Source organism: Clostridium sp. BL-8, from assembly GCF_002006495.1.
GTDB lineage: Bacteria > Bacillota > Clostridia > Clostridiales > Clostridiaceae > Clostridium.
The window spans coordinates 26,462-52,128 of sequence record NZ_LZZL01000019.1; the positions used below are offsets into that span (position 1 = coordinate 26,462).

At 30.8% G+C, this 25,667-nt stretch carries 22 protein-coding genes and 1 other annotated feature; all 22 genes read right to left on the reverse strand.

Going from position 1 to position 25,667, the window contains the following annotated elements; genetic code table 11:
- Window positions 1-25 precede the first annotated feature (25 nt).
- Window positions 26-697: a methionine ABC transporter permease gene (locus CLOBL_RS08610; RefSeq protein WP_077858644.1), complete on the reverse strand. Its 672-nt coding sequence runs from the start codon at window positions 695-697 to the stop codon at window positions 26-28.
- On the reverse strand, window positions 694-1,473 hold the full coding sequence (locus CLOBL_RS08615) for an ATP-binding cassette domain-containing protein (protein ID WP_077858645.1): 780 nt from the start codon (window positions 1,471-1,473) through the stop codon (window positions 694-696). The genes CLOBL_RS08610 and CLOBL_RS08615 overlap by 4 nt, the downstream gene beginning before the upstream one ends.
- Window positions 1,474-1,573: 100 nt before the next feature.
- Window positions 1,574-2,407, reverse strand: coding sequence for a nitrogenase iron protein (gene nifH / locus CLOBL_RS08620; protein ID WP_077858646.1), 834 nt, complete (start codon window positions 2,405-2,407; stop codon window positions 1,574-1,576).
- Window positions 2,408-2,524: 117 nt separating this feature from the next.
- Complete coding sequence (locus CLOBL_RS08625; protein WP_077858647.1) at window positions 2,525-3,832, reverse strand: aminotransferase class V-fold PLP-dependent enzyme; 1,308 nt, start codon at window positions 3,830-3,832, stop codon at window positions 2,525-2,527.
- Between the two features lie 188 nt (window positions 3,833-4,020).
- Entirely contained in the window at window positions 4,021-5,337 is a 1,317-nt protein-coding gene (locus CLOBL_RS08630) for a nitrogenase component 1 (RefSeq protein ID WP_077858648.1), read from the reverse strand.
- Window positions 5,321-6,802 (reverse strand): nitrogenase component 1, encoded by a 1,482-nt coding sequence (locus CLOBL_RS08635; protein WP_077858649.1) that lies wholly within the window; start codon window positions 6,800-6,802, stop codon window positions 5,321-5,323. The genes CLOBL_RS08630 and CLOBL_RS08635 overlap by 17 nt, the downstream gene beginning before the upstream one ends.
- 219 nt (window positions 6,803-7,021) lie before the next feature.
- Window positions 7,022-7,174, reverse strand: coding sequence for a YezD family protein (locus tag CLOBL_RS08640; protein WP_009172486.1), 153 nt, complete (start codon window positions 7,172-7,174; stop codon window positions 7,022-7,024).
- Window positions 7,175-7,292: 118 nt separating this feature from the next.
- Window positions 7,293-7,520: a binding site (T-box leader), on the reverse strand.
- Between the two features lie 174 nt (window positions 7,521-7,694).
- A complete protein-coding gene (gene secG, locus CLOBL_RS08645; protein WP_009172487.1) occupies window positions 7,695-7,928 on the reverse strand; it encodes a preprotein translocase subunit SecG in 234 nt (77 codons plus the stop codon).
- A 145-nt stretch (window positions 7,929-8,073) separates the two neighbouring features.
- Window positions 8,074-9,366 (reverse strand): phosphopyruvate hydratase, encoded by a 1,293-nt coding sequence (gene eno / locus CLOBL_RS08650; RefSeq protein WP_077858650.1) that lies wholly within the window; start codon window positions 9,364-9,366, stop codon window positions 8,074-8,076.
- A 320-nt stretch (window positions 9,367-9,686) separates the two neighbouring features.
- Window positions 9,687-10,286 (reverse strand): protein kinase, encoded by a 600-nt coding sequence (locus CLOBL_RS08655; protein WP_077858651.1) that lies wholly within the window; start codon window positions 10,284-10,286, stop codon window positions 9,687-9,689.
- A 245-nt stretch (window positions 10,287-10,531) separates the two neighbouring features.
- Complete coding sequence (gpmI, locus tag CLOBL_RS08660) at window positions 10,532-12,067, reverse strand: 2,3-bisphosphoglycerate-independent phosphoglycerate mutase (protein ID WP_077858652.1); 1,536 nt, start codon at window positions 12,065-12,067, stop codon at window positions 10,532-10,534.
- 421 nt (window positions 12,068-12,488) lie between these two features.
- Window positions 12,489-13,235: a triose-phosphate isomerase gene (gene tpiA / locus CLOBL_RS08665; protein WP_077858653.1), complete on the reverse strand. Its 747-nt coding sequence runs from the start codon at window positions 13,233-13,235 to the stop codon at window positions 12,489-12,491.
- A 158-nt stretch (window positions 13,236-13,393) separates the two neighbouring features.
- Window positions 13,394-14,569, reverse strand: a complete 1,176-nt coding sequence (locus tag CLOBL_RS08670) for a phosphoglycerate kinase (RefSeq protein WP_077858654.1) — start codon at window positions 14,567-14,569, stop codon at window positions 13,394-13,396.
- 289 nt (window positions 14,570-14,858) lie between these two features.
- Window positions 14,859-15,860 (reverse strand): type I glyceraldehyde-3-phosphate dehydrogenase, encoded by a 1,002-nt coding sequence (gap, locus tag CLOBL_RS08675; RefSeq protein ID WP_077858655.1) that lies wholly within the window; start codon window positions 15,858-15,860, stop codon window positions 14,859-14,861.
- A gap of 73 nt (window positions 15,861-15,933) precedes the next feature.
- Window positions 15,934-16,995 carry a sugar-binding domain-containing protein gene (locus tag CLOBL_RS08680; protein ID WP_077858656.1) on the reverse strand — a complete coding sequence of 354 codons (1,062 nt, stop codon included), beginning with the start codon at window positions 16,993-16,995 and terminating at the stop codon, window positions 15,934-15,936.
- A gap of 381 nt (window positions 16,996-17,376) precedes the next feature.
- Window positions 17,377-18,765, reverse strand: a complete 1,389-nt coding sequence (rpoN, locus tag CLOBL_RS08685) for an RNA polymerase factor sigma-54 (protein ID WP_077858657.1) — start codon at window positions 18,763-18,765, stop codon at window positions 17,377-17,379.
- A 302-nt stretch (window positions 18,766-19,067) separates the two neighbouring features.
- Window positions 19,068-19,904, reverse strand: a complete 837-nt coding sequence (locus tag CLOBL_RS08690) for a DegV family protein (RefSeq protein WP_077858658.1) — start codon at window positions 19,902-19,904, stop codon at window positions 19,068-19,070.
- 20 nt (window positions 19,905-19,924) lie between these two features.
- Entirely contained in the window at window positions 19,925-20,386 is a 462-nt protein-coding gene (locus CLOBL_RS08695; protein WP_077858659.1) for a tRNA (cytidine(34)-2'-O)-methyltransferase, read from the reverse strand.
- A gap of 372 nt (window positions 20,387-20,758) precedes the next feature.
- Window positions 20,759-22,141: a VanW family protein gene (locus tag CLOBL_RS08700; protein ID WP_242953803.1), complete on the reverse strand. Its 1,383-nt coding sequence runs from the start codon at window positions 22,139-22,141 to the stop codon at window positions 20,759-20,761.
- Window positions 22,142-22,388: 247 nt separating this feature from the next.
- Entirely contained in the window at window positions 22,389-23,330 is a 942-nt protein-coding gene (locus CLOBL_RS08705) for a glycoside hydrolase family 25 protein (protein ID WP_077858661.1), read from the reverse strand.
- 79 nt (window positions 23,331-23,409) lie between these two features.
- The gene (locus CLOBL_RS08710) at window positions 23,410-24,876 is read right to left on the reverse strand and encodes a HAMP domain-containing sensor histidine kinase (protein WP_077858679.1); all 1,467 of its coding nucleotides are present in this window, start codon (window positions 24,874-24,876) and stop codon (window positions 23,410-23,412) included.
- 22 nt (window positions 24,877-24,898) lie between these two features.
- On the reverse strand, window positions 24,899-25,612 hold the full coding sequence (locus CLOBL_RS08715) for a response regulator transcription factor (RefSeq protein ID WP_179117710.1): 714 nt from the start codon (window positions 25,610-25,612) through the stop codon (window positions 24,899-24,901).
- Between the last annotated feature and the right edge of the window lie 55 nt (window positions 25,613-25,667).

The window sequence follows — 25,667 nt, forward strand, 5'->3', positions numbered from 1 at the left end:
AATATTCATCTAATAAATCAAATTTTTACCACTCAAATTTAAATCTTCTCTTATTTATTAACTTCGCAATAGAATCACCTGCAAATTGAATAACTTGTACAATTACAACTAATATGACTACAGTTCCTATAAGTACATCTGTACGAAACCTCTGATATCCAAATCTTATAGCTAAACTTCCAAGTCCTCCTGCACCAATTGCTCCTGCTATAGCTGTAAAGCCTATTATTCCTATTACTGCTATAGTTATTCCTCTAACGATTGAAGGAAGTGCTTCTGGAAGTAATACTTTTTTGATTATCTCGAAGGGAGTTGCTCCCATAGATTCTGCTGCTTCTATTTTCCCAAATTCAACTTCCTTCAGGCTATTTTCTATTATTCTTGCAAGAAATGGTGCTGAACCAATTGAAATAGATACTATTGCTGCATTTGCTCCTAAAGTTGTTCCAACTATAACTTTGGCTAGTGGTAATAAAATAATGATTAATATCATTTCAGGCATCGATCTTATTACATTTATAATAAATCCGGTTATTTTATTCACTTTAATTAACGGAAATATTCCACCTTTATCGCTAACAACAAGTAAAATGCCTATGGGTACTCCAAGTACAAATGCTATTATAGATGAAAGAAATACCATATATAATGTTTCTGCTGTACCAGTTATAAGTAGACTTCCTAAATCGCTGCTCATATTCCTTCACCACCTGAAAATTTTCTATTTTTCTGAAGACCTTTTGTAATATTAATAAACTTTTTCAAAGTGTCACTTTTGGGATTTAAAAATAAATTATCAGTTTCACCACTTTCAACAATGTGCCCTTCTTCTAAAACCACCATATTGTTTGTCGCATATCTTAATACATCAAGTTCATGAGTTATTATTACTATTGTTAAATTTAATCTCTCATTTATACTCTTTAAAAGTTCCAGAATCGAAAAGGTAGTTTGTGGATCCAAAGCAGAAGTTGCTTCATCACTTAATAAAACATCAGGCTCATTTGCTAGCGCCCTTGCAATTCCAACTCTTTGCTTTTGTCCCCCGCTTAATTGAAGTGGATATGCATCTCTTTTTTCTGATAATTCAACCAGTTCTAATATTTCTTCAACTCTTTCCCCTATTTTTTCTTTTTTATATCCAGATATCTCTAATGGAAAAGCAATATTCTCATATACTGTTCTTGAATCAAATAAATTAAATTGTTGAAATATCATTCCTATCTTTTTTCTTGCATTCCTAAGTTCCCTTCTATTTAATTTTGTTATTTCATCTTCACCAATAACTATGGTTCCTAAATCAGGCTTCTCCAGTCCATTTAAACATCTTATTAAAGTTGATTTTCCTGCACCGCTAAAACCTATTATTCCAAAAATATCACCTGAATCAATTTTGAAGCTTATATCTTTTAGTACCTCTACTTTTCCAGTAGGAGTATTAAAAGTTTTACTTACATTATTTACAGTTATCATAAGGCTGCCTCCCACTATCTTAAATGTCAATATTTCTTGAGTTCATCTAGATATTTAAAGCTTTATACTCCAAAGATCTTTCGATTACATATTAATTGCTTTAATCCATCAATCCATATTCTAATAAAATTTCTTCAAGCCTCTCCTGCTTCATTGGTTGTGGAATTACAAACAAATCATTTTCTTCTATCTTTTTAGCTAATTCTCTATATTCATCTGCTTGGCTTTCTTCTGGGTCAAATTCTATTACGGTTTTTTTCCTTATTTCAGCTCTTTGTACTACATTATTTCTTGGTACATAATGAATTAATTGTGTTCCAAGCTCTTTTGCAAATGCTGTTAAAAGATCAAGCTCTCTGTCAACATTTCTGCTGTTACAAATTATTCCTCCAAGCCTCACTCCACCCTTTAGAGCGTATTTTTGAATTCCTTTTGATATATTATTGGCTGCATATAAAGCCATCATTTCACCACTTGCAACTATATATATTTCTTTCGCCTTTCCTTCTCTTATTGGCATTGCAAATCCCCCGCAAACTACATCACCAAGTACATCATAAAATACATAATCTAAATCTTCTGTGTAAGCTCCTAATCTTTCTAGCATTCCAATAGAAGTTATTATTCCTCTTCCTGCACAGCCTACTCCTGGTTCTGGTCCTCCTGATTCAACGCATTTTATTCCTTTAAAGCCTGTTTTCATTATTGCATCTAGTTCTATATCTTCTCCTTCTTCTCTTAATGTATCCAAAACAGTCTTTTGAGCTAATCCTCCCAATAATAATCTTGTGGAATCTGCCTTAGGATCGCAGCCAACTACCATAATCTTTTTTCCTAGTTCTGCAAGACCCGCTGTTAGATTTTGCGTAGTAGTTGATTTTCCTATTCCACCCTTTCCATATATAGCTACTTGTCTTAATGTTTTTTCTGCCATTACGATTCTCTCCTTAAATAAATAATTTTTCACTGCATTAACACATACAGATGTCTTTTCTATAATCTTTATAAATACTTTTATTTGAACCTCTATAAATCTTCTATACCCTTTTATTTAACTAAATAGATTTAAAGCTTTCTTAAATGCCTGTTTTAAATCTTCTATTAAATCCTCAGTATCTTCGATACCTATTGAAAGCCTTATGGTTTCCTGAGGTATTTTAGCTAGTTTTAATTGTTCTTCAGTTAATTCTCCATGAGTTGTTTTTGGAACATTAACAATTAAAGATCTTGCATCTCCAACATTAGCCTGATAACTAAATAACTTAACTGAATTAATTAATTTATAAATTCCTTCTGAATTTCCATTAAATCCAAATGTAAAAGTTGAACCAACACCCTTTGGAAAATATTTATCTGCTAAAGCTTTATAAGGGCTTCCTTCAACTGTCGGATAGCTTATCCAGCTAACTGCTTCTTCTGTTTTTAAGAATTCTACTATTTTCTCAGTGTTTGAAACTTGTTTTTGTACTCTTTCTGATAAGGTTTCTAAGCCTATTAATATTAAATAAGCATCAAAAGGACTAAGCACTGCTCCAAAATAGGTAAGATAATCTAATCTTATTTTTCCTGCAAATGCACTTTCCTTAAATGCCTCAATATAACTCCTTTCATTTCCTTCTAAATCCTTTAGTGTAAAATGCGGCTGAGTAAATTGAGGATACTTACCATTTGCCCAATTGAAATTACCACTATCTACTATTACACCAGCAATAACATTTCCATGACCACTTAAAGCTTTAGTTGCAGAATATATAACAACATCTGCTCCATACTTAATTGGATTAAGCAAATATGGTGTTGCAAAGGTATTGTCTACAATAAGTGGAATATCATTTTCATGAGCGACTTCAGCTATTTTCTCTATATCTGAAATAACCGCATTTGGATTGCTTATTGTTTCTATAAAAATTGCCTTTGTATCTTCCTTAATAGCTCTTCTAAACTCCTCTATATCACTATCATTATCAATTCTGTCAATTTGAATTCCGAACTTAGGATATAATTTTTTTAATGCATCTACTGTTCCTCCATATAGCTGATGTGTTGTTAAAATTCTGCCTCCTCCTTCTGCGACAGCCAATAGTGCATAAGTAATAGCTGCCATACCAGAAGCCACTCCAACAGCAGAAGCTCCTCCATCCAAGGCAGCTATTCTACTTTCTAATACACTTACAGTTGGATTTCCAAGCCTGCTATAGATATATCCTTCTTCAGAAAGACTTGCTAGCCTATCAAATCTTTCTGCTTCACCTACTTCAAAAGATGCAGTTGCATATATTGGCACAGAAACCGCATCATTGTGGTTTTTAGGATTATACCCACCTCTAACCTTAATAGTGTCAAATTTATAATCTCCCATTTATCTCTCCTCTTTTCTTTTTATAAACTTTCACTTATCATCTATAGAGCATTCTTATAAAAATACTCTTATTTAAAACCTCTATAATTTCTCATGATACCCTTAAAAACAAGCACTCATTAAATTTTGTCTCTACTCTTACATTGATATTAATTTAGATATTCCTACCCTTATATTTATCTTCTTCTTTATCTATAGGTGTTCAGTACTCGATCATATATATCCTCAATCGCTCTAAGTCCACCATTATATCCCGCATAACCACAATTAAGTACTAGTCTATAGGTTACTGGAACACTTGCTATAAGCAGATCTGCATTCATTTTTTTTGCAAGATCTCTATCCCATCCACTTCCTAAAATCAATGCTCTACTTTCAATTGATTCTTTTTCAATTTCCAATTGAACACTACCTGCATCTACATTGAATTCAACTTCTGCATGCCTAAACTCTGAAATATTCTCAAATTCTTTTACTATGGCTTCCTTATATTTTTCTGGAGTATCATCAACAATAAACTGCCTTCCTGGAAGTATTCCAAGTTCATTCAATAAAAATTTAGAAAATCCTAATGAATATGATGCGTCTAAAATGCTGTAAAATTTTCTTGGAAGACCATATCTAAATTCAAGCATAAAATCTGCTGTCCTTTCTATGTGAAAGTAAAACTTCTCCTCCTCTTTCTTAATAAAACTCTCAACGCTATCTTTACCTAAATGTCCAAATTTGCCTACCTGCCTTAAAAATTTAGTTGTAGCAATCGCTCCTATTGGCAGATATGGAAAATGTACATATGGTGTTTTGTATTTTTCTTTTAAATGTTCTGCAATATCTAAGCCTACCCATGAGCTTGCAACTATATTAAACTCTGCATTAGGTATTGTCTTCCACTCCTCTATACCTTTAGATTCATTTCCGAAAAGTATATTTACTTTTAGTCCAATACCCTCTAGTACCCTCTTTATTTCTTCCAAATTTCCATTCCAATAAGGATCTTGATATGGCACTGTTGCAAATACATTCACAAGTCCCTTTTTTACAGTGTCATCTTTTTTGAATTTATCTACATATTGATCAATTATTGCATTAACAACTGTACTATGACTCGCATAATTATTGCTTTTAAATCCACCAGTTTCCACATATACAATTGGCTTGTCTTCTTCTTGATATTTACTTGTTACACTTCCAATATCATCTCCAACTATATCTGAAGTACATCCTGTAAGAACAACATAAAGATCTGCATCTATTACTTTAAATGCACCTTCAATAACATCTTTAAGTTTTCTTTCACCACCAAACACGACATCTGACTCTGTTGCATTTGTACATGGTATTGTATTTCCTCCGGCGTACCCTTCCCCCTGTCCTATCAACGAACTTATTTTATTGCTGCATCCTGGTCCTGAATGTAATATTGGAACTCCACGTCTAATAGCTATCACTGTCTGTTGAGCTCCTAAAGCACATGAAAACCTAGGCTGTTCAATAATTTTCGACATTAGTATTACCTCCTAAGAACGTAAATGGATCTTGATCAAGCCACCATTTTGTATATGGCATGGTACTATGCTTAGCAAGATTAGTTACAAATTCTCTGTTATCTATTGTTTCAACTATACGTGATGCATAATTTAGAACTCCTTGATACCCAAACCCAAATTGTTCGTCTCCAATTAATAAAGTTGGTATTCCAAGTTTTGCCCCCCACATAGTCATCCCACCATGTCTTGCAATCATAAGATCAGGTTTCACCCTGTTTAATATATTTACAAGTTCATATGCCTGCTTGTTACAAACATTATAGTGTTTAATATCTCCATAAATATTTACTGCCTGTGCTAAAGCATCAGAAGTCTTATCCTTGTTATCATATAGAGGATCATGATGGAAAATAGCTGCTCCCTGAACATCTAATCCAAGTTCCCTAAGCATAGCTATTATTGCATGGCCATGTGCTGCTCCTGCTGTAACATATGCTGTTTTTCCTTTTAATTTTTCTCTATATTCTTCAAGTCTTGGTAGCACTTTTACATGTTCTTCTTCTATTATTTTTTCGATTTCTTCTTCTCGATTTAATACTCTGCCTATTTCCCTCGTCCATATATCAGTTCCCTCTATTCCGTAAGCTGGTGGTGCTTTTATTTCTTTAACTCCATATTCTTGCTCTAAAGCTGCACCTAAATAAGTACTTAAGGAAGGGCAAACATGAATTGTTGCTGCTGCTTCAGAAATATACTCTAATTCTGCCACTGTTGAAAAAGGAACAATATATTGAGCTTCATACCCAAGTCTATTTAAAAATTCATCAAAAATATGACTTCCCCAAAAATTAGCTATATTAACTTTATTGGTTTTCTTCCTAGGCGGTTTTACCAGTTTTCTCAAAATCGAATGATATGCCGCATCAAATCCTGTCGTCCATATTTTAGACCTGAATCCTTCACACGAACATGATATAACTGGTATTCCTAACTCTTGTGATAAATTTTCGGTTATTGCATCAACATCTTCTCCTATTATTCCTGAGGCACAAGACGTGGTAACAAAGATAGCATTTGGTTTGACTCTTTTATATGCTTCTCTTACTGTGTCTTCCAATTTTTTAGCTGCTCCAAAAACAGTATCCTTTTCTTCAATACATGTACTGAAATATCTGCCTATGGTAGCTGGAAGATTTCTCTTCATTTGCTCCACTCTATAAGTAAAATTGAAACCAAAGAAATCTCCAGCACATCCTATTGGTGCATGATTAACAACTACTGCATCTCTTATCATTGATAGTTGACAGAATGCATGTCCTGCATTACATCCCATACATTGAGAGAACTTCCTTGAACAATCTTTTAATTTTCCTGCATGAGCACAGGTAACAAGTTCTTTTGCTGAACCATTAAATCCAGTAATTGAGCCCAATCTTGATTCTCTTATAGTTACTGATGATTCCTTCAAATTAATTGCTCCCATAATTGAACTGTCCTCCTTAAACTTTTATTAACATTAATAATTTGAAAAAAGAAAAGAGGACATACTTCTTTCACTAAGAAGTACATCCTCTGGTTTTCCAGTCAGATTTACTTAAATACTATCTGTTTTATATCCACTTATTCTTATAAGTATACTGTGTTTTATAATAATATATTCTTTTTACTTTCATTTGTCAACAACTTTTAACATCTTTTCTAATTACTTCATTCTTATTTTCTCATTTTTATCAACTTGTATAATTATTCCATCTTGTATTATTAATGTTATTGACCCATACTTTATTTTTTCAACCATCCTTAATATTTCTTCTAATTTTTTATTTTCTATAATTTCTTTACTATTAATAGCCATATATATTCACCCCCATAAGATTAAGATACTCTTGATATAATGTTTTTATCAGTTAAAGATATACTTATCTTAAATTTAATATATAATTTTCATTATAAAAAAATGCCTCTGTTATAAAAACAGAGGCAGAATATTCCCGCGGTTCCACTCTGATTTATTATGCATTATATTTATACATAACATCTCTTTGTGCTGTATCAGGCACACCTGCTAAGCCTACTTCACTTTTCAACTTAGTGCTCTAGGATGCATTCTATTAAGTTCCATTTAGAATTTCTTTCAGCTGTTTTAAAAATTCCTCTCTGAAAATTTTCCTTAATATACTTATTCCCTTCATCGCATTTACTTATAATAAACTGTATGATTTCTTTTTTCGTATTATTCCTATTTAATTACTATGATTTACTATTCTAATTATATTCTACATACTTGTAATTAGTCAATATTATTTTGTATCTTTATAATAAAACTTTTATATGAAAATACAAAAAGCTACTTAAAACAAAGTAGCTCGAATTTACTATTTTATTAAATTTAATGCAACTGTATTGATTACAAAAAGAAACATAAATACGCATGTAAATCTTATAAGAATTACTTCCTTAGTTCTTGACTTATTTTTTGAAAAGAATGTATCTTTTGAAGCACCTTGTATTAAACCACTTAAGGCATCTGCTTTACTAGGTTGCATGTATACTGTTATAATAACACCTAATCCTAATAACACTTCAAAAGCTAATAACATATTTTGCATAGGTAACACCTCCACTAATGATCAACGACATCTACATTTAATAATATCATATTTATTTATTTATTACAACTTTATGTAAAATAAAAATAGTCAGTAACATAATTTATATTTTTATGCCACCGACTATCCTTTAAGTGCCTAGGTATTATTTTATGTTAAAAAAGGCCTTTTTACCTTTATACTCAGCTACTTCACCTAATTCTTCTTCTATTCTTAGCAGCTGATTATACTTAGCAACTCTTTCTGATCTTGCTGGTGCTCCAGTTTTGATTTGCCCTGCATTTACAGCTACAACTAAATCAGCTATTGTTGTATCTTCTGTTTCTCCAGATCTATGGGAAACAACTGCTGTATACCCAGCTCTGTTTGCCATTTCTATAGCATTTAAAGTTTCTGTCAATGTACCTATTTGATTTAGTTTAATAAGGATCGAATTAGCTACTCCAAGTCCAATTCCCTTTTCAAGTCTTTCAGTATTAGTAACAAATAAATCATCACCAACCAATTGAACTTTCTTTCCTAACCTTTCAGTTATTAACTTCCATCCATCCCAATCTTCTTCTGCCATACCATCCTCTATTGAAATAATTGGATACTTATTAACCCAATCTTCAAAGAAATCTACCATTTCTGCTGATGATAATGTTCTTCCTTCATGCTCTAGCACATATTTTCCATCTTTATAATATTCTGATGAAGCTGCATCAATAGCGATATAAATTTCTTCACCTGGTTTATATCCTGCTTTATTTATTGCTTCAATTATAACATCAAGTGCCTCTGCGTTTGATTTTAGATTTGGTGCAAATCCACCTTCATCTCCAATCCCTGTGGAATACCCTTTATCATTTAAGATCTTTTTCAATGTATGGTAAACTTCAGCGCACATTCTTAATGCTTCACTAAAAGTAGGTGCTCCAGCCGGCATAATCATAAACTCCTGTAAATCTACTGAGTTATCTGCATGAGAACCTCCATTTAAAATATTCATCATAGGTACAGGTAACACCTTAGAATTTACACCTCCTATATATCTATATAAAGGCATTTCTAATGCGTTAGCAGCTGCATTTGCTACTGCTAATGATACTCCTAAAATAGCATTTGCTCCTAATTTACTCTTATTAGGAGTTCCATCTAATTCTATTAACATCTTATCTATATATGTTTGTTCAAATACATTACAACCTATTAATTCCTCTGCAATTGTCTCATTAACATTTCTTACGGCATTTAAAACACCTTTACCTAAGAATTTATCTTTATCTCCATCTCTTAGTTCTACAGCTTCATACATACCTGTTGATGCTCCTGATGGAACTGCGGCTCTTCCTATTGTACCATCTTCTAAATATACTTCAACCTCTACTGTTGGAAAACATCTTGAGTCTATAATTTGTCTCGCAATGACATCTACAATTTCTAAATAATCTTTCATTTCTATTCCCTCCTTATTGTTTTTAATTGATAACTATTATCAATTTAATTATAATACATTTATTTCTTATATTAAAGTATTTTTTTAACTACTATAATATTATTAGTAAATTTTTTTGGAATATTCATCTTATTTTACTTTTGAAGCCGCTTATTATCTTTTATTCTCATTGGTAAAAATATCGTGCATTTTTTTCAGAAATATCGATTTACGCAGAATACGTTTATAATAAAATTAAAAATCCTTAATTTTCTAATTTCTAAAATCAAATATGATTTATTGTTAGTACTTGTAAATTCAATAAAATATTATTTACATAATCATTCAAGAAATGATAGATACTCAGATTCACAATATCTTTTAAATTTTAATTCCCAAGCTACTGCTTTTTTTGAATCTATTTTTCCTATACCTTTAATAAAATCCTCTAAAACTCCTATTTTATTTAGTCCCTTCATTAAATGTCTTGGATAATCAATCCTTTTACTATATGCTTTTTTAGGGTCTATTATCATAACCTTCTCATTACTAGAAACATAAATATCTTTGCATCTGACATCTAGTTTTTTGAACTTAAGTTTTTTGAACTCTCCTAATAATTCATATATATTTTTAATTAGTTTTTCGCTCAATCCATTTTCTTTTATATATTTATCAAGTCTCTTTCCTTCCACTAGGTCTCTTATTACATACAAACTTCCTTTTTTATACAAGTACGGAAAGTATTTCGATCCATTTGTTCTAGCCAAAATGCTTCCTTCATCATTACATACTTTCTTTCTTAAAAATATTTTAATCACCTTTCTATTCGGTAATTCATAAACTACACCATTATGCCCCTCACCTAAATAACTGGCCTCTCTAAATAATTTTTCTGTAGCTTCGTCAAAATCAGCAGAATATGCAAAATTTTTCTTCATATCATCAACCCTAAATCTTTTTTATAAGTATATTAATTTAAAATTTAATTTATGCAATTTCACTTAAATTATTCCCTAAACTCCCATAAATCTTTTCTTTTCAAAATATAATATTTAAACTAAATTGTCCTAAAATGAATCAATATTGTATACTTTTTATAATCTTATGTTATTCAATATCTAAACACAAAAAGACTACCTTACAAGGATTTATCCTCATAAGATAGTCTTTTATGTTAAATAATTTATTTATTTATTATTAAATTTTCACCAGTCATTTCTGAAGGCACTTCAAGTCCTAATTGAATTAACATAGTTGGTGCGATATCAGCAAGTTTTCCATCCTTTAATCCCTTACCTTCTGTATCATTTGCAACCCAAATGAAAGGTACTGGATGTGTAGTATGAGCTGTGAATGGATTTCCTGTTGAAAAATCTATCATAGTCTCAGCATTACCATGATCGGCTGTAATAAATACGCATCCGTCTTTTTCCAAAATTTTGTTTACGATATTTCCTACGCATTCATCAACTGCTTCAATTGCCTTAACAGCTGCTTCTACAATACCTGTATGGCCTACCATATCAGGATTTGCAAAATTTAATATTACCATATCATATTTGTCGCTGTCTAATCTGTTTAATAGTTCTTCAGTTACTTCATATGCACTCATTTCTGGTTTTAAATCATAAGTTGCAACTTTAGGCGAAGGAATTACCTTTCTATCTTCTCCTGGATTTTCTTTTTCTACTCCCCCATTAAAGAAGAAAGTAACATGAGCATATTTTTCTGTTTCTGCAATTCTTAATTGATTTAATCCCTTGCTGCTTACATATTCTCCAAGAGTGTTAGTTAAAGTTTGAGGACTATATGCAACATGTACTCCTTCTAAAGTCTTATCATATTGAGTCATTGTTATAAAAGTAAGACTTAAAGTTTCTCTCTTAAATCCTGCAAATTCTTTATCATTAATAGCTCTTGTTATTTCTCTAGCTCTATCTGGTCTAAAATTAAAGAACACAACTGAATCACCATTTTTTATGTTTGCAATTGGACTTCCATTTTCAGTTATTACTGTTGGCAATACAAATTCATCAGTTTTATTGTCTTTATATGATTTATCTATAGCTTCTACTGCACTAGCTGCAGTTTCACCTTTTCCTAGAACTAATGCATTGTATGCAAGTTCAACTCTTTCCCATCTATTATCTCTATCCATTGCATAGTATCTACCACTTATAGTTGCAATCTTACCTACCCCTATTTCAGCCATCATCTTTTCAGTTTTTTCTATAAACTCTTTTCCTGATGAAGGTGGTACATCTCTTCCATCCATAAATGCATGAACATATACATTTTGAATTCCTTCTTTTTTAGCAAATTCTAAAAGTCCTCTTAAATGCTCTAAATGTGAATGAACTCCACCATCTGATAATAAACCCATCAAGTGTAAAGCTGCACCATTCTTAGCGTTACTCATAGCTAATTTAAGAGCTTCATTTTCAAAGAAATCTCCGTCTGAAATTGCTTTAGTAATTCTAGTTAATTCTTGATATACTATTCTTCCAGAACCAATGTTTAAATGTCCAACTTCTGAATTTCCCATTTGACCTTCTGGTAATCCAACTGCTAAACCGCTTGCTTGTAGCTCAGAATTTGGATATTTTTCAAAAAGTTTATCTAAATTTGGTTTTTTTGCTAAACTTACAGCATTTCCTTCAGATTTTGGTGCTACTCCAAAACCATCTAATATCATTAACATAACAGGTCTCTTTGCCATCTTCCTATCCCTCCAAATACATTTGTTAAAAATCATAATATAAATATTCTAATAATTATTCTACATTTAAACCGTTATTTTTTTATCAATTATCAGTATATAGACCTTATTAAGAACTTATATATTAAATATTATCGTCTATTTTAATTTACATACTACTATTCACTTAAATTATATTATTTTTTTGCATTTATTGCAACTTCTAAACATTTATATTCAAAGTGTAAGCTAAATTTACAAATATCACTTCACTTATAATAAATTATCTATATTATCTATAATATAAAAATATTATGTTTTTATTTTCATTCAATCAAGTTAATTATTTATCATTATTTTTATATAAAATTAAATATTTTATATAAAAATAAAAACCATGAACACTTTTTACCTTGTTCATGGTTTTCTTATTGTCTTTATATTAATAATTAACTATAGCAGCAAAATCAGCTGGAACTAAACTAGCTCCACCAACTAATGCACCATCTATATCAGACATTTCCATTTGAGCTTTTATTGTATTTGGTTTAACTGATCCACCATATTGAATTCTTGTCTTTTCAGCTGCTTCTGATCCATACATTTCAGCAACCATAGCTCTTATTGCTTTAATTGTTTCATTTGCTTGTTCATCTGTCGCAGTTTTTCCTGTTCCAATTGCCCAGATTGGTTCATAAGCAATAACAAGTTTTTCTACTTGATCATTAGTTAATCCATCTATATCAGCTTTAATTTGAGCTTCAATAACTTTATTTGTTGTTCCGTTTTCTCTTTGTTCTAAAGATTCTCCGCAACAAAGAATTGGAGTAATACCATGTTCAAAAGCTTTTTTAACTTTCTTATTTAATGCTTCATCAGTTTCATTGAAGTATTCTCTTCTTTCACTGTGTCCCAAAACAACATAGTCTATTCCTAAAGTTTCTAACATCTTAGGAGAAACCTCACCTGTAAATGCTCCACTTTCTTCAAAATGCATATTTTGTGCAGCAACTTTTATGTTTGATCCAGTTGCTGCTTTTTTTACAGCATCTAAACATACAAATGTAGGACATATAACTACATCGCATGAAGCATCCTTTACTAATGGTTTTAATTCTTCTACCATTTTAACTGCTTCTTCAACAGTCTTGTTCATTTTCCAGTTACCTGCGATAATTGCTTTTCTCATTATATACACCTCATAATTCATTATTTATTTGTAATATACATTCCAACGTTTTCATCAAAACTTCTATTACACTTTATAATATTTAGAAATCTTATGATATTAACAGATTAAACTTAAGAAAAGTAATTAACTCTTCTTAAGTTTAAATTTAATTAAAATTAGTCATTTAATGCAGCTATTCCTGGTAATACTTTACCTTCTAAGAATTCTAATGATGCTCCACCACCTGTAGAGATGTGAGTCATCTTGTCTCCAAATCCTAATGTATTAACTGCTGCAGCTGAATCTCCACCACCTATAATAGTAGTAGCATCTGCATCTGCCATAGCCTTAGCTACTGCAATTGTTCCTTTATTATAGTTTTCAAATTCGAATACACCCATAGGTCCATTCCAAATTACAGTCTTAGCATCTTTAATAGCATCAGCATATAAAGCTTCTGTCTTTGGTCCGATATCTAATCCCATGTTTCCAGTTGGAATGTTTTGATCTTCTGTAACTGTAGCTTCAACATCTTTGAATTCTGCAGCTACTCTGTGATCTACTGGTAATAAGAATTTAACGCCTTTTTCTGCTGCTTTAGCAACCATTTCCTTGGCATAGTCAAGTCTCTCTTCTTCAACTAGTGAAGTTCCGATTTCATATCCTTGAGCTTTTAAGAATGTGTAAGCCATTCCACCACCGATTATGATTGTGTTAACTTTATCTAAAAGATTGTTTATAACAGCAATCTTATCAGAAACTTTTGCTCCACCTAAGATAGCAACAAAAGGTCTTACTGGACTTTCAACTGCATCTCCTAAGAATTTTAATTCTTTTTGGATTAAGTATCCACATACAGCTGTATCTAAGTAATCAGTCACACCAACTGTTGAGCAGTGAGCTCTATGAGCAGTTCCGAATGCATCATTAACAAATATGTCAGCTAATGAAGCTAATTCTTTAGAGAATGTTTCAATATTCTTAGTTTCTTCTTTTCTGCATCTAGTGTTTTCTAATAATACTATGTCTCCATCTTTCATTGCTGCAACTGCTTTTTTAGCATTTTCACCAACAACTTCTTCATCTCTAGCAAAAACAACTTCTTTTCCTAACATTTCAGTTAATCTAGCAGCAACTGGTGCTAATGATTTTGAAGCATCTTTTCCTAAATGTGAGCAAAGTATAATCTTTGCATTGTGAGCAACTAAATATTTGATTGTTGGAAGAGCTCCAACTAATCTATTTTCATCAGTTATAACACCATCTTTTAATGGCACATTAAAATCGCATCTTACTAATACTTTCTTTCCGTTAACATCAATATCTTCAATTGTCTTCTTATTAAAATTCATGACTTTCACCTCTAAAAAAATATTTTATGAGTATTTTAAAAGAGTCTGGCTTTATAGCCTTATACTACAAAACCAGACTTATTCCGGCATATTTAAAAAATAACAAGTCAGTATGCTAGCATATTTCGTATCATACTGTGTCAGCATATTAGGCTAGTAGCCGGCTATGAGCCAAATATGCTTCCTTGTCTGATGCAAAAATATACAAAGCATCTTTGACTCGTTATTTTCTTCATATGCCTTATTTTATAACATAAATTTGCGCGTTATGTTTAAAATATAGTTTAAATTACTTTAAGTTAGCGAAGTATCCTAAAGTTCTGATTAATTGGTTAGTGTATGACATTTCGTTATCGTACCAAGAAGATACTTTAACTAATTGTTCTCCATTAACTTCCATAATCTTAGTTTGAGTTGCATCAAATAATGAACCGTAGCTGATTCCGATAACGTCAGCAGAAACTATTTCATCTTCAGTGTATCCATAAGATTCAGTAGCAGCAGCTTTCATAACAGCATTAACTTCTTCTACAGTTACTTTCTTATTTAAAGTACAAACTAATTCAGTTAATGAACCAGTGATTGTTGGAACTCTTTGAGCACCACCATCTAATTTTCCTTTTAATTCAGGAATAACTAATCCGATTGCTTTAGCAGCACCAGTTGAGTTAGGAATGATAGAAGCTGCAGCAGCTCTAGCTCTTCTTAAATCACCTTTTTTGTGTGGAGCATCTAAAGTATTTTGATCGTTAGTGTATGAGTGGATTGTAGTCATGAAACCTTTAGTTAATCCAAAGTTATCATTTAATGCTTTAGCCATTGGAGCTAAACAGTTAGTAGTACATGAAGCACCTGAAATAACTGTGTCTGATGCCTTTAATATATCGTGGTTTACATTGTAAACTACTGTTGGTAGATCATTTCCTGCTGGAGCTGAAATAACAACTTTCTTAGCACCTGCTGTGATATGAGCTGAAGCCTTATCTTTTGATGCGAAGAATCCAGTACATTCAAGAACGATATCTACGTTTAATTCTCCCCAAGGTAAGTTTGCTGGGTTAGAATCAGCAACTACTTTGATTTCCTTTCCGTTTACTACGAAAGCTCCTTCTTTAACTTCGATTTCTCCATCGAATCTTCCTTGAGCTGAATCATATTTGAATAAATGAGCTAACATTTTAGCATCTGTTAAGTCATTGATTGCAACCACATTAAATTCAGGGTTGTTAATCATTAGTCTTAAAGCTAATCTTCCTATTCTTCCAAAACCATTAATTGCTACGTTTACCATTACAATTACCTCCTAATAATGCTTTTCTTTTTTTTATAAAAATAAATTTTACAAACTAATTTAATAACTGAATTTAACTTTCAAATGCATTTAATATTCCATTGGCTGCCGCCTCATCTGTTACTAACACACCATCAATATCGTTATATTCAGTTGCCATGATGGACTCCACTTTATTTTTCCCACCAGCTACTGCAATATGTGTTCTAATTTTTCTTGCTTCATTAATTTTTATTCCAATTGCGGTAGTTTCTGAGATTATTTCTGAGTCCTTATTAAAATAACATCCAAATGCTTCTCCAACAGCGCCTTTATTTATTAAATTGTCTATTTCCTGCTGTGGAACTCCTCTTTTTCTAGCCATTTGTACAGCATTACCTATACCATAAATAAGCACATCTGCTTTATGTATGGTATCTATAACTACCTTGACTGCCTCCTCTTTAAGCAAAGTACCAATTATATCTAAGCTTAAATTTTCTGAGATATGAAGCATTTTATAAGTACCATTTAACTTTTTAGCTAAAGTAGCTGCTAAAGTATTAGCTTGGGTTTCAACTTTCTTCCCCATGCCACCTCTTGCTGGTACTACTTGTATCTTGGACAAATTTGTTATTTTCGGAAATGCTTCTACAACTTCTTTCAATGTACTTCCTCCAGTTAAAGCAATAATAGAATTATTTTCTAAAACATCTTTAACGTAATTTGCACACGCCTTGCCTAAATCCTTTAATACTAAAGGATTCTCTTCCACATCTCCTGGGACTATGATAACCTTCTTTAAATTAAGAAAAGATTCTATCTTCTTCTCAACTTCTGAAAGACCCTTTATCTCATGAATAAAATCATTCAATTTATGTATAATTTCTACACCTTCACTTGTAACTGTCATTCCAGAAGTATTTATCTCAATTAATCCTTGATCCTTTAAAAAACCTATCTCTGTCCTAACAGTCCTTTCACCGACATTTAACATATCAGCAAGAACTCTTCTTCCTATAGGTTCATTATGACAGATTGTTCTGAGTACGTTATACCTTTTCTCTAATGTATTTACAAGCTCAGGAACTATCTTTTTTTGTAACTCTAATATTTCCTGCAACTCAAACACCCCTTTGGTCACTACGTGTCCCATATCATTTCTTTATGTCCCACATATATTATTATAAAACACCTTTCAAAAATTTTAAAGTCCTTATTTAAAATTTTTTATAATATTTCAAAAAAAACAAAAATACACTAACATAATTAATTATTAGCAAACTTTTTTATAGTTTTCCACAATGATTCCATATTTATCTACTATATATATAATAATACTTCTAAATTTTAAACCTAGCTTTATAAGAAGTTGAAATTACCAATATACTCTCTTAATTGTCAAGTTCTAATCCTTTAGAAATTCCTATATGAATCATAAATTTTTATTTATGACTTAATACTAAAAACATCTTTTTGCATTGCTCATTAAAACTTGACAAGTAAGAGTTAATTATCTAAATTTCTAAACTATTTATTATAATCTTTTTCTCATAGATGAAGATTTAATACCTAACTCTTCTCTATATTTTGCAACTGTTCTTCTCGAAATCTTCATATCTTTATCTGCTAACATAGAACTTATTATCTGGTCTGAAAGCGGCTTGCTCCTATCCTCTTCATCTATTATTCTTTTTATTTCATTTTTTACTGTTGCCGTTGCCATATCATCATTATTTGCTGACAAACCTGTTGCAAATAGATCTTTTATTTTTATTGTCCCATAGCTTGTTAATATATATTTATCTTTAATTGCTCTGCTTACAGTTGATTCATGCAGATTAACTTTTTCAGAAACCTCTTTTAACGTCAAAGGTTTTATCTGCTGTCTGCCAAATTTGAAGAAATCTTTCTGCTTATCAATCAAGCATTCCAATACTTTGTATAATGTACCTTTTCTTTGTTCTATCGATTTTATTAAAAATATTGCCTTATTAATTTTGTCCTTGACATAAGTATTTATCTCTGAATCTTTATTATTTTGCAATACATCTTTATACGTTCTATTTATCATAAGCTTTGGTAAAGCGCTTTCATTCATTATTATAAAAAACTCATCATTTATATTTTTAATTTCAGCATCTGGAATTATATAATTCACTTCTTCTCCAGTATAAAATCCCCTTGATGGCTTAGGCTCTAATTTCTTAATCAAGTCTCCATATCTTTGGGCCTCTCTTGGTGATATATTAAAAGCTCTTCCAACTGCTTCGTACTTATTCTCAGCAACATTTTCAAGATGGTTTAAAATCATTTTCTCCATTATATTATCCAAAATATTTAATCTTAAACTCTGAATAAGCAGGCATTCCTTGATATTTCTAGCTCCTATTCCATAGGGTTCCAAAGATTGAACTATTTTTAAAGCTCTCTCTATAATTTCCTCTGATATATTCAGCTCTTGTCCGAGTTCTTCTACTGAAATTTCTAAGTATCCTTTATTATCTAATGATTCAACAATGTACTTACATATATTTAACATGTACTCATCTATGTCAGCCTCAACTAATTGTTCCTGAAGATATTCTTTTAAGGAGATCTTTTTTTCTATGAAATTCAACGGTGAAATTTCTTCGTTTGAATAATTTATTTCTGATTTATCCTTATAATTATCTGAATACAATTCTTCAACTATTTTTTTATGATCATAACTATCTTCTATGCTCATTTTTTCAGCATTTTGCACATCATCATATGGAGCTGTTTCTTCATTTATTTCTAAGACTGGATTTTCCGAATATTCAATATCTATATATTCCCTTAAATCATGAAGAGACATTTGCAGTAATTTTATAGATTGCTGCATATTTTGAGTTAATATCAATCTCTGTTCCTGGGTCATCTTCATGCCATACTCTATATTCATAAATTTCCTCCTTACAAAAAATTATGTATGCGCTAATTAAACGTATTCATAAAAACTATCTTTTTGCTTTAGTTCTTAATTCTATCTCTTTTTCTATAGTATACTCTGCATTATCCTGAGATTGCAAGCATAGTTCAAACCCTTCTATATACATACAATGCCTAAAACACTTGATTTCTAATAAAAATTATTTTTATTAGAAATAAAAACATGCCTCATATACTATATATTAACATTGGTCTTAAATAAATTGTTAAACCTTATTAAAACCAATGCAATAAAAAATAAAGGCATGTGTTTCTTTATTTAGTTAAAAATACTATTCCGCAACATCCAGGACCAGAATGAACACATACGACCGATCCAACTGGACATTCAATAAATTTTACATTATTGTTTTCCATATATTCTTTAAGCGCTTCTTTAACTTCAAGATTATTTACATCAATTAATATAACTGGTACCTCATCATCTAACTCCGCACTTTCAAGATCATTTATAATCTTTTTAATTGCTTTCTTATTTCCCCTGATCTTATCTTTTACTGACATAATACCATCTTTTATTTCGAGTATAAGCTTTATTCCAAGCATTCCTCCAACTATACCAGCAGTTTTAGAAATTCTACCGCCTCTTACAAGGTATTCTAAAGATTCAAAGTAGACTGAAAGCTTTATATTATTTTTAATTACATTTAATTCTTCTTCTAGCTGTGCAATATTATATCCCTTTTCTCTAAGTTTAGCTGCTTTTAAGACTAATATTCCTAATGCTGCTGTAACATTTTGAGAATCAATTACAACTATATTATCACTTTCTAGTGTTTCTTTTGCAATACATGCTGATTGATACGTTCCACTCATTACAGAAGACATATGAATTGATATAATTTTATACCCTTCCCATAAATATTTCTCATATATCTCAATGAACCTATTAGGGGTAACTTGTGCTGTTGTTGGAAGCACATTATCTCTTTCTATTTTTTCAAATACTTCATTAGTATTTATTTCAACTCCATCTTGATAGCTCTTTTCACCAAAGTTTATTAATAATGGTAAAACCTCTATCTCATACTTTTCGTATATATCCTTGGATAAATCAGCAGTGCTATCTGTTATGATTTTTATCTTTTCCATATATCTTCATTCCTCTTCACTTATTTCATATTAGGAAATCCTATTTGTCTTAATGCTTCATAAGCTACAATAGCCACTGTATTAGATAAATTTAAACTTCTAGTACTTGATTTTATCATTGGAATTCTAAAACCAATATGCTTCTCATGTACTTCTTGCGGTACTCCGCTAGTTTCTCTTCCAAACATTATAAAATCTCCTTCTTTGAAGGAAATTTCATCAAAGTGAGTTTCTCCATGAGTAGTTGATAAATATATTTTTCTGTCTCCATATTTATTCATGAAATCTTCATAGCTCTCATGAATTTCTAAATCTAGATCTTTCCAATAATCTAATCCTGCTCTCTTAACTTGCTTTTCATTTATGTCAAATCCTAATGGCTTTATTAAATGAAGCTTACTACCTGTAAGAACGCAAGTTCTAGCAATATTTCCTGTGTTTTGAGGTATTTCTGGTTGATATAATACTATATTTAAATTCAAAATTCCACCTTCTCCTATTCAAGTGCAAAAAATTAGTCTATTCTTCTATTTCAAAATTATACTATATGGTTCATAACAAGTCAAAAGTATTCCCTGCATAATTATGGAAGGCCAATTAAACTCATATACTTTATAGAACATTATCAAAAATTAATTTTATTATGGTGAATAGAATTCTATTATCAATATATTCACCACTATAAAATTAATTGACAATATATAATAAATTAACCACTTTCTAAAACTTAAGTTAATCCTTTTTATTCGGTATCTAACTTTTTACAAAGTTATAGACATACGTCTTCAAATATACTAAATTCATACAAAAAACATATGTCTATAATTTATATAAATATCAAATTAAATATACTACTATTCCGATGGAGAGGTTACTGCTGCCGTTCCTACACTAACATCTGATTTTATTCCTTTTTTTACAATTACATCAACACTTGCATAAGTATCTGTAGATATGAGTTCTCTATTTATTTCAACCCCATTCTCATAAGTAACCTGATATGATTTTGTTCTATAACCGGTCATTCCACCTCCTTCATTTACTTCTTTACCTTCTGGTAAACTACTGTCAGGTACAACTTTAGTTTGTGGAGGTATAGTTTCAAGAACTTCACTTACCATTTCATATGTCTTTCCATTTAACGCGCTTGGATCTCCGTACACATTATAAGTTAAAGCCTTACCTCTAGTAATTCCTTGAATATAAATTGGAAAATCATACGTGTTCTTGAACTTATAATCTAAATACCCATAAGCAACTGTTGCATCAAGTCCTGGCTCTGTATAGCCTACTGCCATTGAGTGATTTGTTCTTTCAACAGATCTCAAATTAGCTTTCATTACTGCCCTATAAAGAGTTGTTGATACTTGGCATATTCCTCCACCAATTCCTGGTTCAATTTTATTTCCTACAAATGTTCCTGCCTCTTGATACCCTCTTTCAGTTGTTCTTTGCCCCACAGTTCCATTAAAACTAAAAACTTCTCCAGGCATAACTACAGTTCCATTTAATGTAGCGGTTGCTATCTCTATATTTTTGCATCTTCCTAGGGGGGATGTAGCATAACTTGTTGAGAAAGTTCCCATTAAGCCTTTTATCTTAGCTAAATCTTCTTTAGTTACCCTTGGCTTTGTTTTTTCTACCTCAACAGTAATATTAGTCTCTGGATTAATTTCACCATCAATACTTCCTCTTAATTTTTCGTCTAATGCTTCCAAATTTACAGTTACTCCTTCTTGTTCTGGATTAACTGTTATACTGCTGCCATTAATACTTAGAGTAGCATCCTTAGCTGCTTGAGCTGTATCGCTTTGTATCTTCTTTTCATATGCCTTAAGTTTTTCTTCGTCATAAGAAAAATTTAAAGGAATTTTATTTTTTGTATTATTATTACCTTTTATAGTTATAAATTTTTTTAAAGTCCCTCCAACTTTCCCAGCCCTATAAGCTTGTTCAATAGTTTCATCTATGTTATATTTAGGCGAAATATCTGAATAAATAAGTTCATATTGCTTCTCCCCTATTGCTATGAATACTTTTTTATTTGGTATAACAGTTTCAAAAGTTTCAACAAGTTTATTCTTTGCCTCCTCTTTTGTCATGCCTCCAATATTTACTCCTTGTACAGTTATTCCTGGATATATTTTATTCTCCCAAGCTTTAACCGTATTTTTTATTGACATAGAATATACAGCTGATGCAGCAGCTCCAACTACTATAAATGCTATAATTACCATTGCTATTTTTATTAATGCATTAACTGCTATTTTGGAAGATTTTGCTCTCTTATTTTTAATTTTTCCCACTCACTATTCTCCTTTCCAGGAAATCGCTCTCACATACTATTTATCATAGTGATTAAGTACGTTATTGATCATAATTTACATTAATATTAATTTGTAATTAATATTGCCTTATATCATACTTCATCTTTTATATGCTAGCTACACATATATAAGCTTGAAATATGATATGAATCTTATTTTATAAATTTACCTTTGCTCTTGTTTTTGATGTTTCTCCATCATAATCAAATGCTTCAATAGCTACTTCAATAGGCGCATTTTTTTGTACATTTATTTTATTTGAAGGTATTACATAACTTGTAGCATTTTCATCAACAGTTCCTACCCACTCTCTATTTACAAAGAGATTATAGCCAAGTAAATCTACATCACTATTTCTATTCCACGAAACATTTATGTTTCCACCTTGAAATCTTGCTTGTAGTCCTGTAACAACTCGAGGCTGAGTTAATAAATCTACGCTATTAGGACCCCAATTTGCATCTACAGGATTTCCAACCCCTTGAACAGTTTGACTTTCGCTGTATTGCCATATTCTCCATCTAGTCCATCCTCCAACATTAGGTGGAAATTTAGGATTAATAGGAATACTTGTATACATTGCAATCCATAGCGGCATATTCTTTAAAGGATAGCCACGGCCAGGAACGTTAAAGTTATTATAAAGCTCTATAAAGTTTGTTCCTGTATAAATCATAAGTCTTCTTCTAGTATTTTTTTCAAATCTTTTTCTAAATCTGTCAATCCAATCAATTAACGTTTTTGTACTTATTGACTTATCTAACGGTGCCTCAACATCTATTACAGGAAACAAATCTCCATAATCTTTATTTCCAAATCCCTGCTGCAGCGTATTTATAAAGTCATCACATTGCCTATCGGCATCTGTTAAATCATACGATGGTAATGAAAAATGATATGCACCAACTGGAATCCCATAATTTCTGGCGTTTTTTACGTAATCAACGAATTTTCTATCAGCCCTAAAGGTTCCAGTTGCTGATCCCGAAGCTCTCAGATATAAAAAATCTATTTTGCTTGCTAAAACATCAAATTGGACAGTTGTAGTATATTCATTTATGTCTATCCCAAAACGACTATTAGGATTTTTATCTTGCATATTTCCTCCAAAATATAAAATACTTCATTAATATAAATATTAATTTTACTAAAAAAAAGTACCTATAATTAATAATTAATTATAGGTTTAATTGCACATAAAAACTTATATTATCTCCTATTGATTGAGCCCATATCTTTCCTTCATGTAATTCCACTATATTCTTAGAAATTGCAAGCCCAAGACCTGATCCACCTGTATTGCTATTTCTTGATTCATCCAATCTATAAAATCGATCAAATAACTTATCCGTTTTTTCTTTTGTAAGATGATCTCCTTTATTTCTAAATACCACAATTGCAGTATTATCATGTTCATATAAGCCAACAAGTATTTCTCCAGGCTTATACGAATATTTTATAGCATTAGTAATTAAGTTCTCAAACACTCTAAGCATTTTCACGGTATCTATTGAGACAAATATACTATCTGATTCAAATTTCTTATATATAGTCAAATTATTTTCTTCAACCAATGGTGTTAATTCCTCAATTAATTGTGATAAAAACTCTGCCAGGTTAACTTTAGTCTTTGTTAAGGTAACCCCATTATTGTTTAATTTAGTATAATCAAATAAATCTTCTATTAATAATTTTAATCTTTCTGCCTTACTAAAAGCTATATTTAAATATTCTTTCATCTCATTTTCATCTTTGTATCTTCCTTGAATTACAAGTCCCATATATCCCATTACAGAAGTTAATGGTGTTCGTAAATCATGAGAAACATTAGTTATTAAATCAGCTTTGGTTTTTTCTGCATCCCGTTCAGCATTAATTTTTTCTCCAATTTCCTTGGCCATAAGATTTATATTATATGCTATATTTTTAATCTCATCTGTACCTTTTTCTTCTATTCTATAATTCAAATTTCCACTTGCTATTATTTTAAGGCCAATTGCAATTTCATCTAAATATTTCATTTTCTTATTTGTTATAATAACAAAAGATACTACAAATACAATAACTGCTAGAATTAATGCTAAAGATGAATTCGATGTATTAAATGTGGTGTACGTTATAGTGGCTTCTGGAATTTTAGAATATATTAAATACCTTCTTTCACCATCAATCTTTAGCGGCATTATGTACGTTTTTTCTCGGACCTCCTCGTTCTTTTCATAATTTACATTCGTCATTGCTCCTTGTAATGCACTATATATATCTATATTTTCTTCAACTACATTTTTAGTTTTATATAATATTTTCCCATCTAAATCAGTTATATAACTTTTATCTCCACTATCCACATTACTTAAAATGTCATTAATTTTATCTCCTGAAATTGGGCTTTTTTCTGCTTCTAATTGCTTAGCTAAATTATTAGCATTTCTTTCTATAGAATCATAATCATATGTTATCTTAGGCTCTGTGTATTGTTTTGATAGCATATTGTTTGTAAAACTATAAAAAATAAATGCTATAAAAAAACATACTCCTATTACTGCCATAAGTTCAAATCTAATATTTTTTTCAATTCGCTCTTTCACAATGCTTAATATTTTCTCAATTCGCTTTATTAATTTTGAATTACGTTTATTGTGCATATTTATGCTTCTTTCAGATTTACTACTTTTCAATCTTATAGCCTACCCCCCAAACAGTTTTTATAAATCTAGGGTTTCTAGGATCTTCCTCTATCTTTTCTCTTATCTTTCTTATATGAACCATAACAGTATTATCTGATGTCATAAATTCCTGGTTCCAAACACTTTCATAAATATTTTCTATAGAAAACACTTTTCCTCGGCTTTTCGCAAGCAATGATAAAATATCAAATTCAGTAGGTGTGAGTTTTATCATGTTATCTCCTAAAGATACCTCATGAGTTTCCAAGTTTATACTAAGTTCATCTATTTGTATTACATTTTCATCATTCTCTGCTGACATTACCTTATTACCAAATTTATAAAATCTCCTAAGCTGCGATTTTACTCTTGCAATAAGCTCTAGTGGATTAAATGGTTTTGTTAAGTAATCATCAGCGCCCATATTAAGACCTAATATCTTGTCAATATCCTCACTTTTTGCAGACAACATTATTATAGGCATTTCCTTCATCTCTCTAATTTTCAAGCAAGCTTCTATTCCATTTAAATTTGGCATCATAACATCTAATATTATTAGATCTATATCATTCTCCTTAAGTAAATTAATAGCCTCAACTCCATCGCATGCCTTTATAGTGTTGTATCCATCACTTTTAAGATATATATCAACTAAATCTCTAATTTCCTTCTCATCATCAACTATTAAAATAGTTCCCTTTTCCAAAAGCTTCATCTCCTATTCTAAAATTCTATATTTAAATCATATTCTAATTTTATTTTAACTTAAA